At 70.1% G+C, this 15,673-nt stretch carries 14 protein-coding genes and 4 tRNA genes; 9 read left to right on the top strand and 9 right to left on the bottom strand.

The genetic code is table 11. The features are described 5' to 3' along the window. Complete coding sequence (locus H4W80_RS16500; protein ID WP_192785907.1) at nucleotides 1-1,395, top strand: hypothetical protein; 1,395 nt, start codon at nucleotides 1-3, stop codon at nucleotides 1,393-1,395. A 20-nt stretch (nucleotides 1,396-1,415) separates the two neighbouring features. Here the strand turns inward: H4W80_RS16500 and H4W80_RS16495 are convergent, their stop codons facing one another. From H4W80_RS16495 to H4W80_RS16485, 3 genes are read right to left on the bottom strand one after another with little or no spacing between them, the layout of a single operon-like run. After that, nucleotides 1,416-2,246, bottom strand: a complete 831-nt coding sequence (locus H4W80_RS16495; protein WP_192785906.1) for an aminotransferase class IV — start codon at nucleotides 2,244-2,246, stop codon at nucleotides 1,416-1,418. Then, the gene (locus tag H4W80_RS16490; RefSeq protein ID WP_192785905.1) at nucleotides 2,243-3,271 is read right to left on the bottom strand and encodes a chorismate-binding protein; all 1,029 of its coding nucleotides are present in this window, start codon (nucleotides 3,269-3,271) and stop codon (nucleotides 2,243-2,245) included. Before H4W80_RS16490 ends, H4W80_RS16495 begins: the two co-directional genes overlap by 4 nt. Then, entirely contained in the window at nucleotides 3,238-4,155 is a 918-nt protein-coding gene (locus H4W80_RS16485) for a LysR family transcriptional regulator (protein WP_192785904.1), read from the bottom strand. Before H4W80_RS16485 ends, H4W80_RS16490 begins: the two co-directional genes overlap by 34 nt. A gap of 58 nt (nucleotides 4,156-4,213) precedes the next feature. Here H4W80_RS16485 and H4W80_RS16480 point away from each other — a divergent pair, with 58 nt between their 5' ends. Next, nucleotides 4,214-5,383 (top strand): Rid family hydrolase, encoded by a 1,170-nt coding sequence (locus H4W80_RS16480; RefSeq protein ID WP_192785903.1) that lies wholly within the window; start codon nucleotides 4,214-4,216, stop codon nucleotides 5,381-5,383. Here the strand turns inward: H4W80_RS16480 and hutH are convergent. From hutH to H4W80_RS16465, 3 genes are all read right to left on the bottom strand, one after another. Beyond that, the gene (gene hutH, locus H4W80_RS16475; RefSeq protein WP_192785902.1) at nucleotides 5,380-6,930 is read right to left on the bottom strand and encodes a histidine ammonia-lyase; all 1,551 of its coding nucleotides are present in this window, start codon (nucleotides 6,928-6,930) and stop codon (nucleotides 5,380-5,382) included. The genes H4W80_RS16480 and hutH overlap by 4 nt on opposite strands. Nucleotides 6,931-6,952: 22 nt before the next feature. After that, the gene (locus H4W80_RS16470; RefSeq protein ID WP_192785901.1) at nucleotides 6,953-7,660 is read right to left on the bottom strand and encodes an ArsR/SmtB family transcription factor; all 708 of its coding nucleotides are present in this window, start codon (nucleotides 7,658-7,660) and stop codon (nucleotides 6,953-6,955) included. 70 nt (nucleotides 7,661-7,730) lie between these two features. After that, the gene (locus H4W80_RS16465; protein ID WP_192785900.1) at nucleotides 7,731-8,285 is read right to left on the bottom strand and encodes a hemerythrin domain-containing protein; all 555 of its coding nucleotides are present in this window, start codon (nucleotides 8,283-8,285) and stop codon (nucleotides 7,731-7,733) included. 111 nt (nucleotides 8,286-8,396) lie between these two features. Here H4W80_RS16465 and H4W80_RS16460 point away from each other — a divergent pair, with 111 nt between their 5' ends. From H4W80_RS16460 to H4W80_RS16440, 5 genes are all read left to right on the top strand, one after another. Then, entirely contained in the window at nucleotides 8,397-9,605 is a 1,209-nt protein-coding gene (locus tag H4W80_RS16460) for a hypothetical protein (RefSeq protein WP_192785899.1), read from the top strand. 109 nt (nucleotides 9,606-9,714) lie between these two features. Further along, nucleotides 9,715-10,440, top strand: coding sequence for an SDR family NAD(P)-dependent oxidoreductase (locus H4W80_RS16455; RefSeq protein WP_192785898.1), 726 nt, complete (start codon nucleotides 9,715-9,717; stop codon nucleotides 10,438-10,440). An 82-nt stretch (nucleotides 10,441-10,522) separates the two neighbouring features. Continuing rightward, a tRNA-Gly gene (locus H4W80_RS16450) sits at nucleotides 10,523-10,594 on the top strand. 15 nt (nucleotides 10,595-10,609) lie between these two features. Then, a tRNA-Cys gene (locus H4W80_RS16445) sits at nucleotides 10,610-10,680 on the top strand. Between the two features lie 4 nt (nucleotides 10,681-10,684). Beyond that, a tRNA-Val gene (locus tag H4W80_RS16440) sits at nucleotides 10,685-10,759 on the top strand. Nucleotides 10,760-11,269: 510 nt separating this feature from the next. On the opposite strand, the gene H4W80_RS16435 is transcribed toward H4W80_RS16440, so the two are convergent. After that, the gene (locus H4W80_RS16435) at nucleotides 11,270-12,496 is read right to left on the bottom strand and encodes an LVIVD repeat-containing protein (RefSeq protein WP_378526580.1); all 1,227 of its coding nucleotides are present in this window, start codon (nucleotides 12,494-12,496) and stop codon (nucleotides 11,270-11,272) included. A gap of 291 nt (nucleotides 12,497-12,787) precedes the next feature. Between H4W80_RS16435 and H4W80_RS16430 the strand changes: the two genes are divergently transcribed. After that, nucleotides 12,788-13,345 (top strand): DUF305 domain-containing protein, encoded by a 558-nt coding sequence (locus tag H4W80_RS16430; RefSeq protein WP_318786898.1) that lies wholly within the window; start codon nucleotides 12,788-12,790, stop codon nucleotides 13,343-13,345. 6 nt (nucleotides 13,346-13,351) lie between these two features. On the opposite strand, the gene H4W80_RS16425 is transcribed toward H4W80_RS16430, so the two are convergent. Further along, nucleotides 13,352-13,768: an SsgA family sporulation/cell division regulator gene (locus tag H4W80_RS16425; protein ID WP_103958541.1), complete on the bottom strand. Its 417-nt coding sequence runs from the start codon at nucleotides 13,766-13,768 to the stop codon at nucleotides 13,352-13,354. Between the two features lie 548 nt (nucleotides 13,769-14,316). On the opposite strand from H4W80_RS16425, the gene H4W80_RS16420 reads away from it, so the two are divergent. Further along, nucleotides 14,317-14,391: transfer RNA gene (locus H4W80_RS16420), tRNA-Val, on the top strand. Nucleotides 14,392-14,463: 72 nt separating this feature from the next. Here the strand turns inward: H4W80_RS16420 and H4W80_RS16415 are convergent. Beyond that, the gene (locus H4W80_RS16415) at nucleotides 14,464-15,672 is read right to left on the bottom strand and encodes a tyrosine-type recombinase/integrase (protein WP_192785895.1); all 1,209 of its coding nucleotides are present in this window, start codon (nucleotides 15,670-15,672) and stop codon (nucleotides 14,464-14,466) included. Nucleotide 15,673 lies beyond the last annotated feature (1 nt).

The following is a 15,673-nucleotide window of genomic DNA, read 5'->3' as shown; positions in this document are numbered from 1 at the left end:
GTGTCCCGACGATCATCGGCCCTCTGGGCGTCGGCGGTGCTGCTCGCGGTGCTGCCCGGCGTCCTGTACCGGATCGACTCGCTCCTGTCCGAACCCGAGTACGCCCCGGGTGTGTACGGGTTCGTGACCATGTATTCGTGCTGGACCGACCTGTACGTCCGCTCCTGGGCCAACATGCTGCGGGACTTCCCGCTCTTCTCGTACGGCGGCGCACCGGTGATCGTCCTCGGCTTCGCGGGCTGGTACGCGAGCCTGCGGAAGGGGCGTGACCGGCTCGGCCGGATCCTCGCCCGCTCCGCGGCCACCGTCCTGCTCCTGACCTGCCTCCCGCAGATCCTCGTGTACGCCCTCGACGCGCGATGCCTGGACCCCTGGAACGCCGTAAGTCCCATGGACCTCTACGCCCTGGCGCCCCCGATCCTGGTCCTGCTCGCGGCGCGCCCTCCCCGGCGCGCGCCCGTCCGGCGGGGCCGCCTCGCCCGTACGGCGGCCGTGGTCCTGACGGTGACGGCGACCCTGCTGGTCGCGGTCGGGTCCGTCCCCCCGGGCAAGGTGAGCACCGACGCCGAGCTCGACTGCGCCGGATTCGGCGGCGGCACGGTCGAGGGGCTGCGCAAGGAGGAGAAGGACTTCCTGTGCCGGGTCCGCGGCTACGGCTTCTACTCAACCGAGGGCATCGAGGAGTGGAACGAGTCGTCCGACCGGATCGTCCTGGCCCAGGGACACCACCTGTGCGGCCTGGCCGAACGGAACGGCGGCGACACCGGCGCGCCCGCCGTGCGGGAGGCGCCCCACGCGTCCCTGCTGCCGGCGCTGGCCATGCTCTGCCCCTCCGTGGCGAGCCGGCAGGCGGAGCAGGAGACGCGGAAGCAGGAGGAGCAGGCCGCGTACGTCGCAGGGAAGGAGCGGGCCTGCGCCCGGCACCGGACCCACCGCCCCAGGATCAAGCCGGTACGCCAGCGGCGCGCCACGATGTTCACCGAGTTCTGGACCGTCCAGGGATGGGAGGACGGCTACGAGGGCCGCGCTCCCGACCTGGTCGAGAACCTGGTCGGGAGCGAGCCCGGAGCGCTGGCCATCTGGGCGGCCGACGAGATCGGGCACGCCTGCGTGACCATCGAGTCCTACTCCCGGCGGCCGCCGCTGGAGACCAGAGGCTGGAAGGAGGTCGTCGAGGTCGGCTACGAGAGCCCGAAAGGCTCGCTGACCCTCTCCGACGGCCACGGGCGCCGCGTCACGGACCTCACGACGGCCGGCCCCGGGCATTACCGGGTCCGGGTCCACCTGCGCGGGCGCGAGCTGGTCGATCAGGTCGCGTACCCGCCGGACGGCGCCGTGGAGCTGCTGGTCATGGTGTTCCCCGGCGAGCAGAAGGAGCCGGTCGTCCACAGGTGACGCCCGGCCCCCCTCGCGGCCTACGGGTTGAGGTCGGCTGCGGAACGCTCGGCGAAGATCCGCATGGCCTTGGTGGTGATCGGGCCGGGAGCGATCGGCAGCTCGGTGTCGTCGACGAGCTTGATCGGCTGGACGTCGCGGGTCGTCGAGGTGAGGAACGCCTCCTCGGCCTCGTACAGCGCCGACAGCGGCACGTCGGTCTCCTCCCCGCCGCACCATTCGAGCACCAGCGCCCTGGTCACCCCGGCCAGGCAGCCGGCCTCGAGGGTGGGGGTGAGCAGGCGGCCGTCGCGGACGATGAAGATGTTGGAGCCGGTGCCCTCGCAGAGGTCGCCCGCCAGGTTGCCGAAGATGGCCTCGCCGCCCCCGCGCTTCTTGGCGTACAGCAGGGCCTTGGCGTTGTCGCCGTACGAGGTGCTCTTGACCCCGGACAGGGCGCCGCGCTCGTTGCGGGGCCAGGGGACGACGGTGACGGCGGCGGTGGCCGGGAACGGCTTCTGCTCGTCCACGATGACGACGGAGGTGGTGCCCTGGTCGCCGCGGTCGGAGCCCAGGGGGCCGGGGCCGCTGGTGTAGGTGACGCGGATGCGGCCGAGCTCCCACGCGGGCGCGACGGCCAGGAGCTTGCCGATGCCGTCGGCGATGGCGTCGACGTCGGGCTCGGGCAGGTCCATGCGCTGGGCGGAGAGCGTGAGCCGGTCGAGGTGGCGGGTGAGCGCGAACGACCGGCCCTGGACGATCTTGATGGTCTCGAAGACGCCGTCGCCGACCATGAGTCCGTGGTCGAACACCGAGACGGTGGCCTGCGCGGGGTCGATCAGCTCGCCGTTGACCCAGACAGGGATGTTCATGTAGTTCCTCCTGTGGATGCCAGTGCGATGAGCCTGGCTGCTTTGAGCTCGGTCTCGAGCCATTCGCGCCTGGGATCGCTGCCCCAGGTGATGCCCGCTCCCGTGCCGAATCGGAGCTCGCCCTGGCCGTGGGCCAATGGCGAGATCCAGAATGTTCTGATGCCCACGGCCAGCGCCGCCCGGCGGCGGTCGGCGTCGACCCAGCCCACAGCCCCACAGTACGGCCCCCGGGGAGCAGGTTCGAGCTCGTTGATGATGCGCAGAGCCGACGACTTGGGCGCGCCCGTGACAGATCCGGGCGGGAAAGTCGCCGCGAAGAGCTCGGGCCAGCCCGCCCCCGGCGCCAGCCTGGCCCGGACGGTGGAGACGAGATGGACGAGCCCGGGGTGCTCCTCGACGGCGCAGAGCGACGGCACCTCGACCGAGCCGACGGCCGCGACCCTGCCGAGGTCGTTGCGGACGAGGTCGACGATCATGACGTTCTCGGCGTAGTCCTTGTCGAGGAGGTCGTCCGCGGTCGCGCCGGTGCCCTTGATGGGCCTGGACTCCACCACGTCGCCGTCACGCGACAGGTAGAGCTCGGGCGATGCGGACACCACGCTCAGGCCGGGCACCCGGATGACGGCCGCGTACGGCGCGGGGTTGCCCGCGGCCAGCCGGGCGGCCAGGGCGAGCGGGTCGGCGTCGGCCGGGACGGGGGCCGTCAGGATCCGGCAGAGGTTCGCCTGGTAGACCTCGCCCCGCTCGATGTGGCCGCGGATGGCGCGCACGCCGCGCTCGTAGGCGGCCTGATCGAGCGAGCTGCGCCACTGGTCGGGCCGGGGCCCGTGCCAGGGGCGGGCGGGGGCGGGCAGGGGTGACTCGCGCACCCGGTCGAACCGGGCGCACGTCACCTTGCCCTCGTAGTCGACGACGACAGCCCACCAGCCCTCGCCGTCGAGCGCGGCCAGGTCGGAGGTCACGTCACGCAACCCGGTCGCGTACACGTGGCCTAAGTGGGCGAAACCGTCGTACACATTGTCCATTCTCCCAGCATTTCGACGAGCTCCAGCGCGGCCGGCAGCGGCGTCTCGGGCAGGGCCGCGTACACCTTCCGCGCGGGCGCCATGCCCCGCAGCGGCCGCAGCACCAGGTCCCGCGGCACGGCCCGCGCCGCCAGCTCCGGCACCAGCGTCACCCCGAGCCCCGCGGCGACGAACCCGAACTTGCCCGTCCACTCGGCCACCCGCAGCCCGCCGCGCGGCGTGAACCCGGCCGCCGCGCACGCGGTCACCAGCAGGGTCGGCTGCCCGCGCGGGGCGGCCTCGATCCACCTCTCGTCGGCCAGGTCCCGCAGGTCCACGTCGGCCTCGGCGGCCAGGCGGTGGCCGCCGGGCAGCGCGACCAGCAGCCGGTCCTCGCGCAGCGGCACCGTACGGACGCCCTCGGGGGACAGCCCGGCCGGGTAGTCGCTGATCACGGCCACGTCGAGCGCGCCCCCGCGCAGCCGGTCCATCAGCCGCGAGGTCAGCCCCTCGACCAGCCGCAGCTCCACGTCGGGCCGCCGCTCGGCGAACCGTTTCAGCGTGCCCGGCACCAGGTCCACGTTGGCGGTGGCGAACGCGCCCACCCGCAGCGTCCCGCCCCGGCCGGTGTGGATGGCGGCCAGCTCCTCGCCCGCGCGTTCGAGCCGGTCGAGCACGGCCACGGCGTGCCGGTGCAGCGCCTTCCCCGCCGGGGTCAGGCGCACCCCGCGCGGCAGGCGCTCGAAGAGCGGCCCGCCGGTGGCGCGCTCCAGCGCGGCGACGCGGCGGGAGACCGCCGACTGGGTGTATCCGAGCAGCTCGGCGGCGGCCGTGAAGGAGCCGCTCGCGGCGACCTCGTGGAACAGCCGCAGCGCTCCCGGGTCCAAGGCATTCAGATCTCGCATGGCTGATATGCAATCTAGTCGGTGGTGGAATACCACGCGTACAGATTGACTGTGGCACATGATTGCTTTTCTCGGACAGGGACGCATGGGCGTCCCCATGGCCCGGCGGCTGACCCGGGCCGGGTACAAGGTGACGACGTGGCGGCGGGGGAGCGGCGTGACCGCGGCGGAGGCCGTGGACGGGGCCGAGCTGGTCATCACCATGCTCAGCGACCCGGCCGCGGTGCGGGAGGTGCTGACGGCGGCGCTGCCGGGGCTGCGGCCCGGCGCGACGGTGGTGGAGATGTCCACGATCGGCCCGGAGGCGGTGCGCGAGCTGCGCGCGCTGCTGCCTGCCGAGGTGGGCCTGGTGGACGCGCCGGTGCTGGGCAGCGTGGGTCCCGCGGCCGACGGCACGCTCACCGTGCTGGCCGGCGGCGACGTGTCGGGCTGCCGCGAGGTGCTGTCGGTGTTCGGGGCGGTGCGGGAGCTCGGGCCGCTGGGCGCGGGCGCGGCCATGAAGATCGCCGTCATGAGCGCGATCGTGCCCGCCCAGGTGCTGCTGGCGGAGACGTTCGCGTACGGGGAGGCGCACGGCGTGGACCGTGACGCGCTGGCCGGCGTGCTGTCGGGCACCCCGCTGGGCACCCTCGCCGAGCGGCTGCGCGTGCCGTCCGCCGAGACCCGCTACTCGCTGGGGCACGCGGCCAAGGACCTGGAGCTGGGCGCCTGGGAGGGCGCCACCATGGCCGGCGCCGCCCGGGCCAGGCTGCAGCAGGCGCGGGCGGCCGGGCTGGGGGAGCGCGACCTGACGGCGATCGCCGAGCACGTCGGCGGGCACATTGACGGGGGCGCCGCCCGTCGCGCGGTGCCGCTGAACCTGTCCACGATCCCCGCCACGAACGGCCGTTACTCCCACGCCGTGCGCGTCGGCGACATGCTCTACGTCTCCGGCCAGGCCGCCTTCGACGAGCAGGGGAACATCGTCGGCGAAGGATCCATGGCCGCCCAGTCCGAGCACATCTTCCAGGTCATCTCGCGCATCCTGGCCGACCAGGGGGCGACGTTCGAGGACATCGCGTTCATCCGGACGTACGTGACGGACATGGACCAGCTCCTCGACTACGGACGGGTCCGTGCGAGGTACATCACCGGCACGCCCCCGGCCAGCACCACCGTGGAGGTGTCCAGGCTGTTCCGGCCGGGGCTGGTGCTGGAGGTGGACCTGATCGTCGCGCTCCCCGGCTAATTCAGGGGCCCGGTGACCGACTCGGCCGCCGCCACCACGCCGCCCTCGGCGACCAGGCGTACGGCGGACTCGATCTCCGGCGCGAGGAAGCGGTCCGGCCCGGGGGCGGGCACGGTCTCGCGCAGCGCCTTGACGACGGCCGCGGTCGCGGGCGCGGGCTCCAGAGGGGCGCGCAGGTCGAGCGCGCGGGCGGCGGTGAGCACCTCGACCGCCAGCACGCGGGTGAGCCCGTCCACCGACCTGCGCAGCTTGCGCGCGGCCGACCAGCCCATGGACACGTGGTCCTCCTGCATGGCCGAGCTGGGGATCGAGTCCACGCTGGCGGGCACGGCCAGGCGCTTGAGCTCGGAGACGATGGCCGCCTGGGTGTACTGGGCGATCATGTGACCCGAGTCCACGCCGGGGTCGTGGGCCAGGAACGCCGGCAGGCCGTGGTTGCGGGCCACGTCCAGGAACCGGTCGGTACGCCGCTCCGACATCGAGGCCAGGTCGGCGGCCACCACGGCCAGGAAGTCCAGGACGTACGCGATCGGCGCGCCGTGGAAGTTGCCGTTGGACTCGACCCGGCCGTCGGCCAGCACGGCGGGGTTGTCGACGGCGCTGGCCAGCTCCCACCCGGCCACGGTGGCGGCGTGCGCGATCGTGTCGCGGGCGGCCCCGGCGACCTGGGGCGCGCAGCGCAGCGAGTAGGCGTCCTGGACGCGGGTGCAGGACTCCGGGTCGCGGTGGCTGGCCATGATCCCGGACTCGCGCAGGACCTTGGTCATGTTGGCGGCGGACAGGGCCTGGCCGGGGTGCGGCCTGAGCGCCTGCAGCTCCGGCATGAACACCCGGTCCGTGCCCAGCAGCGCCTCCACGCTCATCGCGGCGCTCACGTCGGCCGTCCTGACGAGCGCCGTGAGGTCGTGGATGGCCAGGATGAGCATGCCGAGCATGCCGTCCGTGCCGTTGATGAGCGCCAGGCCCTCCTTGGCGGCCAGCTCGACGGGGTCGATATTGGCCTGCTTGAGCGCCTCGCCGGCCGGCTGGAGGTTCCCGGAGGCGTCGCGTACGACGCCCTCGCCCATCAGCGTGAGCGCGACGTGCGCCAGCGGCGCGAGGTCGCCCGAGCAGCCGAGGCTTCCGTACTCGTGGACGACCGGCGTGATGCCCGCGCTGATCAGCGCGGCCAGGGTCTTGGCCGTGGTGGGCCTGATGCCGGTGTGGCCGGTGGCGAGCGTGTGCAGGCGCAGCAGCATGAGCGCGCGCACGACCTCGGTCTCGACCTCGGGTCCGCTGCCCGCCGCGTGGGAGCGCACCAGCGAGCGCTGGAGCTGGGCGCGCAGGGCCGGGTCGATGTGGCGGGTGGCCAGGGCTCCGAAGCCCGTCGAGATGCCGTACGCGGGCGTCGGGCTCTCGGCCAGTTCGTCCACCCGCTGGCGGGCCGCCGAGATGGCGGCCAGGGCGTCGTCGGTGAGCTGTACGGGGGCTCCGTGGCGGGCCACCCGGATGACGTCGTCGAAGGTCAGGGGCTCGGGGCCGACGTTCACGACTTCGTTGTCGCGCATGGGGCGTCTCTCTCGCTGCTCGCTAGGTAACCGGCGTACCCGATGTTAGCTCCTTACTTGGGAACAATGCGGACAGCCCCTCCCTGCCCTCGTCGGTGAGGACCACCGCCCTGGGCACCTTCCCGCGCCGGTACCAGTCCCGCTCGAACAGCACCTCGGTGATCGCCGCCCCCAGCGCCCCGCCCAGATGCGACCTGCGCTCGGTCCAGTCCAGGCACTCGGGCGCGAACCGCCTGCGCGACCTGCGCGCGCCGTCCACGTCCACGCCGATGCCGGCCAGCAGCCGCTCTCCCGCCTCGGTCAGGTCCTGCGCCGCGTAGTAGCCGCCCTCGGCGAGCCGGTCGAGCAGCCCCACCCCGGCCCGTCCCGCGAGGTGGTCGTAGCAGGTGCGGGCCTCCTCCAGCATCCTGGCCTGCCTGGACTGGCGCAGGGAGCGTACGGGCGGGCGGGCGCTGACCCTGGCCAGCACCTCCAGCACCTCGGCCACGTCGTGCCCGGCCAGGCGGTAGTAGCGGTGGCGGCCCTGGCGTACGACGTCGACCAGCCGCCCGTCGAGCAGCCTGGACAGGTGGGCGCTCGCCGTGGCGGCGCTGACCCCGGCCACCCTGGCCAGCTCTCCCGCCGCCAGGGCCCGCCCGCCGAGGAGGGCGGTCAGCATGGCCGCCCTGGTCGGGTCCGCGATGAGCGCGGCGACGGGCGCTATGTCGGCGTCACGAGCGATGTACTCCATGCGTACGACGCTAGTACGGCGACATTTCGACGCGCACCGAAGGGTCGGCACGCGTTCGTGCGTGGAAAGGTCAGCCGCGCTTGCCGAGCGCCTTGCCGATCAGCTCCCGCGCCCGCTCCATCAGTGCGATCGGCGTGCCCACCAGCATGTTCTTGGTGGCGCTCTCCGTGCCGGGGTGCGGGCGCAGCGGGGCGAGGCTCTCGGCCGCCCGCACCGCCGCGGCCATGGCCCGCCGCTCGACCACGGAGGTGTTCGCGCGCAGCTTGACGAACTCGTACCGCTCCTCGCTGCGGGCGTGCGCGGTCACGGCCAGGCGCAGCTCGCCGAGCCGTTCCCAGAAGTGCGGATGGTCCACTCCGCCCTTGTGGAGGTCGAGGAGGAGCCGTTTGGCGCGGTTCTCCTCGGTCAGGCGATCGCCCACGACGCCCTGCCCGTTGTCGAGCTTCCTGCGCGCGTACGGATGGACGATCTCCTCCTCGGCCGTCTCGTGCACGGACAACATCCGCGTGAGGCGCTCGAAGGCCTCCTCCACCTTGTCCGGCGGCGCCTGCTCCACCTCGTCGAACAGGTCCCTGATCTGGCTGTGCTGGATCACCAGCAAATCGATGACATCTTGTTCACCCACGCCCGCGCCCTACCCGGGCCTCCGGCGGGCACGCGCTTCCTTACCGAACGCGGGCCGTCAGAGGACCGAAAGCGGAGGTTGCCGCATTTGACCTCGGGTAAGCGCAGCGACATGGCCTTCGACCCACTGCAGGAGCGGGGAATCCCGCTGGACGACCAGCTTCGCCACTGGAACGAGCTGAACGTCACGCCGATCGACCCCGACCACACCGACCCCTACACGCGCTGCCGCATCGTCACCATGAACGCGATCGAGACGGAGGCGATCTTCTTCAACCACCAGCTCGCCCGCCACTGCCCCGACACCGAGATCAGGCAGCAGCTGGCGCGGGTGCGCTACATCGAGGCGCAGCAGCAGAAAGTGGTCAACTGGCTGATGCCGGGGCTGTCGTCGGTGCTGGAGACCACGATCGCCTACGAGCAGGCGGCGGTGGACCTGACGGCGTGGGCGGCGCGGATGGAACCGGACGACTATCTGAAGCAGGCCTACCAGTTCGGCCTGCTGGAGCACCTCGACCACCTCTACCGGTACGCGAACCTGTACGAGATGATCGAGCACCGCGCGGCCGAGAAGATCGTGGGCCGGGTGACCGAGGTGATGCCGGGGCGGCCGACGCACCTGCAGCACCGGGATCCGGTGGACAACGTGCGCGAGCCGTACGACAGGGGGAAGACCGAGCCGCTGTCGCGGCTGCACGCGCTCACCGTCATGGCGGTCGAGCAGCAGATCATGAACTTCTCCATGAACGCCGGCCCCATGTGCCTGGAGCCCGAGGCCCGCCGGCTTTACCAGGAGATCGGGCTGGTCGAGGAGGGGCACCTGACCCACTACGAGTCGCTGGCCGACGGGGGCGAAAGCTGGTGGGAGCGGCTGCTCAACCACGAGTACAACGAGTGCTACCTGTACTACTCGTTCATGGAGACCGAGTCGGATCCCCGGGTGAAGGGCGTCTGGGAGCTGCACCTCACCATGGAGCTGGAGCACCTGCGGCTGGCGGCCGAGCTGTTCCGGCGGTTCGACGGGCGCGATCCCGACCAGGTGCTGGCCCAGGCGTGCCCGCCGCCGATGACGTTCGAGCCGAACAAGGCCTACCTTCGGGACCTGCTCGCCACCCAGGCGGACCGCACGACGCTGGGGACCGGGTACGTGCTGGAGGAGCACGAGCGGTTCCGGAGGATGCGGCAGGCGCTGGCGGACGGGGAGCGGCCGCCTTCCGAGCGCGTCATCGAGGCCAACCGCGCCGTCTCCGGCCGGGACTACCGCCTCGAGACGGAGGCACCGTACGGGGCGGGGGTGTCCGGCGGGCCGCGAGGCCGCTAGAAACGGGCCTACGGCGCTCCCCGCCAGGCATCAAGCTGACTGGGCCCCGGGGCCGATGGTGGTCGTCACCGGCGCCCGTCATTGGCGCTCGTCGCTAGAGTCGGGTCTCATGACAGCAGTCGCCCTCGTGACCGGTGCGTCGCGCGGCCTGGGTGCCGTGATCGCGCGCCGGCTGGCCGCCGACGGCCTGGCCGTCGCCGTCAATTACAACCGGGACGCCGCCGGCGCCACGAGGGTGGTGGACGAGATCCGCGCCGCAGGCGGCACCGCGGAGGCGTTCGCCGCCGACATCACGCATGAGCCCGACGTGTCGTCCCTGGTCGCCGCCACCACTGAGCGCCTCGGCCCGGTCCACGTCCTGGTGGCCAACGCGACCGGCCCGCAGCCGTACATCGCGCTGGAGGATCTCACCTGGCAGGCGCAGCTCGACCAGCTCGAGTTCTTCGTCAAGAGCCCGACACTGCTGGTGCAGGCGGTGCTGCCGGGCATGAAAGAACACGGCGGCGGGCGCGTCATCCAGATCGGTTCGGACGTCGTGGACCGCAAACTGCCCAGCATGTCCGCCTATATCGCGGCAAAGAGCGCCCAGCACGCCATGACCGAGGTCTGGGCCCGCGAGCTGGGCCCGCACGGCATCACGGTCAACGTCGTCGCCCCCGGCTGGATCCCGGTGGAGCGGCACGCGGGTCTCGACGAGAGCGGTTACCTCGCGGAGGTGCCCCTGGGCCGCATGGGCACGCCTGACGACGTCGCGGCGGCCGTCTCGTTCCTCGCCTCGGAGGGTGGCGCGTTCGTCACCGGCCAGCGCATCACCGTTAACGGGGGCCACACGTGACCTGGGCGAGCGTAATCCAGTTTGGGTACTCGGCCAGGATTCGCTAGAGTTCTCTCGTCGCCCCGGTTGGACGGGGGCGGACGCGGAAGTGGCTCAGTGGTAGAGCATCACCTTGCCAAGGTGAGGGTCGCGGGTTCGAATCCCGTCTTCCGCTCGGAGCTTCCGGCTCGGTGGCGTGGCCGAGAGGCGAGGCAGCGGCCTGCAAAGCCGTCCACACGGGTTCAAATCCCGTCGCCACCTCAAAGGACGATTAGCTCAGCGGGAGAGCGCTTCCCTGACACGGAAGAGGTCACTGGTTCAATCCCAGTATCGTCCACCATGCTCAAAGCCCCAGCCCCCGGCACCCGCCGGGGCTGGGGCTTTTTGCTGTTCCGCCTTGATCAGACCATTCCCACCAGCCCCAACCCGCCCCACTCCGCCGGTCGCCACCCTCACGCGGGCGGCGACCGGCCGCCCCGCTGCCCTCCCTTGGCGTTGGCCGCTGTTGCCGCTCGCATCGGGGGGCGACCGACCGCCTCTGCCGCCTTCCTCTGGCGGCGACCACCCGGCGGCCCGCCACCCCCATGCGGCGGTGAGCACCCGGCCCGGTACCCCCACGCGGGGGGTGACCGGCGGCCAGCCTCACTGACGCCGACCGAGTGGCCCACCGCCCTCACCCGAGGACATCGTCATGTGGTGACGACGCCCGGACGAGCCCTCAGCGCGTGCTCCGGACCGGGGGAGCCCCCCTCGGTCCGGTGAGCCGCGCCCAACCCTGGAGAGGCGACGACCTGAAGCGGCGACTGGCAGTCGACTCTGGCCTCTCGCCTCTCGCCTCTCGCCTCTCGGCTCAGTACGACTTCTGGGTCTGGACGTTGAAGTCGTCCATCTTGACCTTCTTGGCCGGGTCCGTCAGAGGGTCGTTGATCTGCAGGACGTCCAGCCCCTCCATGATGTCGCTGGAGTAGATGTACCCGTTGTAGTAGTACGCCGACCACGACCCGGCGATGCCGCCACCCGGGAACGGGCCGCGTTCGAAGTAGCCGATCTCCTTCGGGTTGGCCGAGTCGGTGAAGTCCCAGATCGACACCCCGCCCTGGTACCACGACTGCACCATGATGTCCTTGCCCGGAACCGGGATCAGGGAGCCGTTGTGGGCCACGCAGTTCTCGTTCTCCTGCTGATCCCGGGGGATCTTGAAGTATCCGCGCCGCTCCAGCTTGCCGCCCACGATGTCGTACACGGCGTCCGCGCCCTTCGTGCGCGGCGTGTTGCTGTCGCACGTGGCCTGGCCGCCGCCGCCCAGCTCGTCGCTGAACACGACCTTCGTGGCATCGTTGTTGAACGTCGCCGAGTGCCAGATCTGGAAGTTCTCCGTGTCGGTGATCTGCTGGAGGACCTTCGGATTGACCGGGTCGGAGATGTCGAGGAGCACGCCGTCGCCGAAGCAGGCGGCCGCGGCCAGCTTCTTCTCGGGGTACGCGGTGATGTCGTGGCAGCCGGAGGCGAGCTCGGAGTGCTGCCGCTCAGGGAAGATATCCGGCTTCGCCACGATTTTTGCGGACTGAGGCGACTTTGTGGGGATCTCTACAATCTGGATGAGTTCGTGGGGCGGGGGGCAGGTCTTCGACTCGGGCTCGGGGCCGGGCGAGGAGACGTACACATAGAGCGTTTCCCCGGCGGGGACCATCGTGTGCGTGTGCGAGCCGCAGTCGGTCCTGACCGCGCTGAGGTACTTGGGGCTCTTCTTGTCGCTGATGTCGAAGATCCGCAACCCCTCCCAGTCGCGGCTGTCCTCGCCGGAGTCGCATCCCTCGCCGCTGCGCGGCTCGTCGATCGACAGGATGAGCAGGTCGCCGTACACCGAGACGTCGTTCTGCTGGGCCGGGCAGGACACCGTGCTCACCAGCTGAGGTCTGGTCGGGTTGCTGATGTCGTAGATCGCGAACCCGCCGAAGTTTCCCACGTACGCGTAGTCACCCTGGAACGCCAGGTCGGTGTTGATGTCGTCCCGGCCGTTCAGCGGGGCGGGCCGGCGCATCTGGGCGACGAGTTTGACGTTGTCGCTCGTCATCACGTCACCGGTGGAGGACGGCTTACCGGCTGGAGCGCTGGTCTCCTGCGTGGAGGTGTCGGGCGTCGATGCTCCGGACGCCGTCTGCCCCGCCGCGCAGGCCGAGGTTAACAGCAGTACCGTACACAACAACGCTCCGCGCAACTTGGCAGAGATCAACGCGCATTCCCCTTTGTCTCGTAGTTCACTATGGAAGCTATGTCAGTGGGTACGCGCCCGCGTGCGGTCTTCATCACAGTTGTGACCACAATTGCCCTTGCCGCCTGCTCTCAGGAGCCCGCCGGTCCTTCCCCCGTGGGCACGGGGGCACCGGTGATCGTGCCGGGGAGTCCGGGGGCGCCGGGCCGTACCGCGACGCCGGGGGAGCGGGTCGGGCAGACGCCCAGACCGACGGTGGCCTCGGACGTGCGCTTCGCCGAGGCCATGATCCCCCACCACCGCCAGGCCCTGGAGATGACCTCACTGGTGAACGACCGTACGACGACGGAGACCATCCGCGCGTTCGCCCGCCAGATCACCGCCGCCCAGACCCCGGAGATCAAGGCCATGACGGGCTGGCTGGCCGAGCTCGGCCGCACCGCCCCGGACGATCACACGCACACCCAGGCGGCCGGGTACGGCATGGCGACGCAGGAGGAGCTGAACGCGCTGCGCGCGACAAAGGGGGCGGCCTTCGACCGCATGTTCCTGCAGCTGATGACCAGGCACCACGAGGGAGCGGTCAAGATGGCGGGGGAGGAGCTGGCGACCGGCCGGGACCAGCGCATGCGGCTGATGGCGAAGGACGTGTACTCGGGTCAGAGCATCGAGATCGCCCGCATGCGCGAAGTCCTGGAAACGCTGCCTGGCTAGAGAGGGTCAGGAGGGCCAGAGCATGTTGGTCAGCTCGGCGTCGAGGTCCATGTAGTCCGTCTCACGGCCCGCGGGGACCTTCTCGTACGTACGGTGGAGAAACTCGGTGAGCGGGGCCAGCGGCACCTCGAAGAGCGCCTGCCCGAACGGGGAGGTGAGGCTGATGTGCAACGTGCGCTCGCCATCGGCGCGCGCGGGCCACACCTGCACGTCGCCGTCGCCGACACGCCTCACGATGCCCACAGTGAGCAGTTCGCGAGCAAAGATCCACTCGACCGGCTCGTCATTCCCCACGTGGAAGGCCATGCGTATGGCGTAAGGATCGTCGGCTGTGTAACTCAGTCCGGCGAGCAGGGGGACGGTAGTACGGTCGGGGACCACAAGCCGAAGGCCAAGCTCGGCGGAGACGGTGGTGCTGTTCATCGTCAGCCAAACCTTTTCGTCGTAGGTCCCCTCTTCGGGGCTTTCACTGCTCTGACGGACTTCGTCCTGAGCTATGACGCGGAACGAAGAAACCTGTAGGAAAGATTCCGCTCCAGGGGCCTTCTGTAACGCACATCACAGCTGGACATTTAGGCATCTACCAGGCTAAACGGGATCAAAACGGGTCGTATTTACGAGGGTTTTGCGTGCTGTGGAGCCTGTCCCGCCGCGCCGACCATGAACGTTTCTCGCCAAATGATCGCGATCGGTGCCTAACGGAACAGGACGATGGTATGCCACCGACCCACCCCGCCGGTGGGCAACCGCCGCGTTTCACCTGAATCCCTCCCACGGCCCCGTCGTCCTCACCCCGGAACCTCCCCCGATCCTCCCCTCAGCAACCCCAGAGCAACCGCGGAGCCACCTGCGAACCACCCGGATTCACCTCGGATCTACCCCGCATCCACCGCTCGATCGCTTCGCTTCGCCAGCAGGTGCCAGAGTGCGGTATGGTTTTCCCCGTCGGCACCGCAAGGAGCCGACAGGGCGGGCGATTAGCTCAGCGGGAGAGCGCTTCGTTCACACCGAAGAGGTCACTGGTTCGATCCCAGTATCGCCCACCACGATCAAGGGCCACATCCCACTACAGGGAGTGGCCCTTTTGATCTTTGTGCAGCAGCAAAGTGCAGCAGTCTCTATCGGTCGAGGCTGTCACCAAGTCGTCTGAGAGCGTTCCTGGTGGCCTCTGTCGGTACTTCGCTGTAGATGTCCATCGTTACAGCGATCTTGCTGTGCCGGAGGATCTGCATCGCGACACGGGGATGCACCTCCAACGCGACCAGGAGCGAGGCGCACGTGCGGCGCGTGTCGTGAACCTTGATCAGCCGCACGCCGGCATGCTGGCAGGCGGCATGAAAGTGCCGGTTGAAGTTGCGGGGTTCGTACGGCGTGCCGTGCTTGGTCGTGACCACGAGATCGCTACTCACCCACGCGTCGCCTGCGGCCTTCTTGTCGGCAGCTTGCTGTTCGGCGCGCTCTTTCAACGCCTGCACACACACGTCCGGGATCGGCAGGATGGCCGAAGAGCCCGGCGTCTTAGTCTCCCGGTGATGGAGTTGCCGCCCAACGCGTTGCAGTTGCCAGACGATCGTGATCTCGCCCGTGTCGAGATCCACGTCATCCCAGGTGAGCCCGAGCGCCTCGCCTCGCCGTAGGCCCAACACCAGGATCAAGATGTAGATGACGAACAGGGGGTCGCGAACTTGCCGCGCGGCTTCCAGGAACTGGCGTGCTTCCTCGACCGACCACCATTTCCGCTTGTGCTTGCGCGGGGTAGGCAGACGGACCGCACTCGCCACGTTCTTGGAAATGATCTCCTCCGTGATGGCGATACTCAGGGCGGCCCGGAGCGTGTCACGGATGTCCTTGATCGTGCGCTCGGCCGGCACGCTCTGGCAGCACTTGCCGAGTGCGCAGCAGCGCGGCTCTGATCGAGCAGCGTCCTTGCCCTGCGTGCAGCACTGACAGGTGCGGCGCAGTGCGTTGAGCCATTCGCGGACGTGCTTGACCGTGAGCTTGTCCACCCGGCGGTGACCGAGTCCAGGTGTGATGTAGAGCCGGACGAACGTCTCGTACCTGGCGTAGGTCGAAGGCGCCAGGTTGGGCTCGACCACCTCACGCAGCCAATAGAGCAGGAACACGGCCAAGGTCGGCGCGTTGACTGCCACAGGCCCCTTGTCCACTTGGGCTTTGAGCTCCCGCCACGCCTGCCGGGTCTCCTCGTAGGTCTTGCGCTTGACATACTTGCGCTTTCTCACGCCCTCGGGCGTGGTCACCCAGACGAAGGCGCGATAGCCACCCGCGACCGGGTAAATGGATCCTTCACCGTTGCCTCTGCGGCTCACT

The organism is Nonomuraea angiospora, from assembly GCF_014873145.1.
GTDB classification, from domain to species: Bacteria; Actinomycetota; Actinomycetes; order Streptosporangiales; family Streptosporangiaceae; genus Nonomuraea; species Nonomuraea angiospora.
Note: the sequence above shows the minus strand (reverse complement) of the source record. Positions and strands in the feature narration are given on the sequence as shown.

Bases quoted from the DNA above. Each gene is read 5' to 3' on its own strand.
- H4W80_RS16495 (WP_192785906.1), bottom strand. From the start codon at position 2,246: ATGAACATCCCTGTCTGGGTCAACGGCGAGCTGATCGACCCCGCGCAG.
- H4W80_RS16490 (WP_192785905.1), bottom strand. From the start codon at position 3,271: ATGGACAATGTGTACGACGGTTTCGCCCACTTAGGCCACGTGTACGCG.
- H4W80_RS16485 (WP_192785904.1), bottom strand. From the start codon at position 4,155: ATGCGAGATCTGAATGCCTTGGACCCGGGAGCGCTGCGGCTGTTCCAC.
- H4W80_RS16480 (WP_192785903.1), top strand. From the start codon at position 4,214: ATGATTGCTTTTCTCGGACAGGGACGCATGGGCGTCCCCATGGCCCGG.
- hutH (WP_192785902.1), bottom strand. From the start codon at position 6,930: ATGCGCGACAACGAAGTCGTGAACGTCGGCCCCGAGCCCCTGACCTTC.
- H4W80_RS16470 (WP_192785901.1), bottom strand. From the start codon at position 7,660: ATGGAGTACATCGCTCGTGACGCCGACATAGCGCCCGTCGCCGCGCTC.
- H4W80_RS16460 (WP_192785899.1), top strand. From the start codon at position 8,397: ATGGCCTTCGACCCACTGCAGGAGCGGGGAATCCCGCTGGACGACCAG.
- H4W80_RS16455 (WP_192785898.1), top strand. From the start codon at position 9,715: ATGACAGCAGTCGCCCTCGTGACCGGTGCGTCGCGCGGCCTGGGTGCC.
- H4W80_RS16425 (WP_103958541.1), bottom strand. From the start codon at position 13,768: ATGAACAGCACCACCGTCTCCGCCGAGCTTGGCCTTCGGCTTGTGGTC.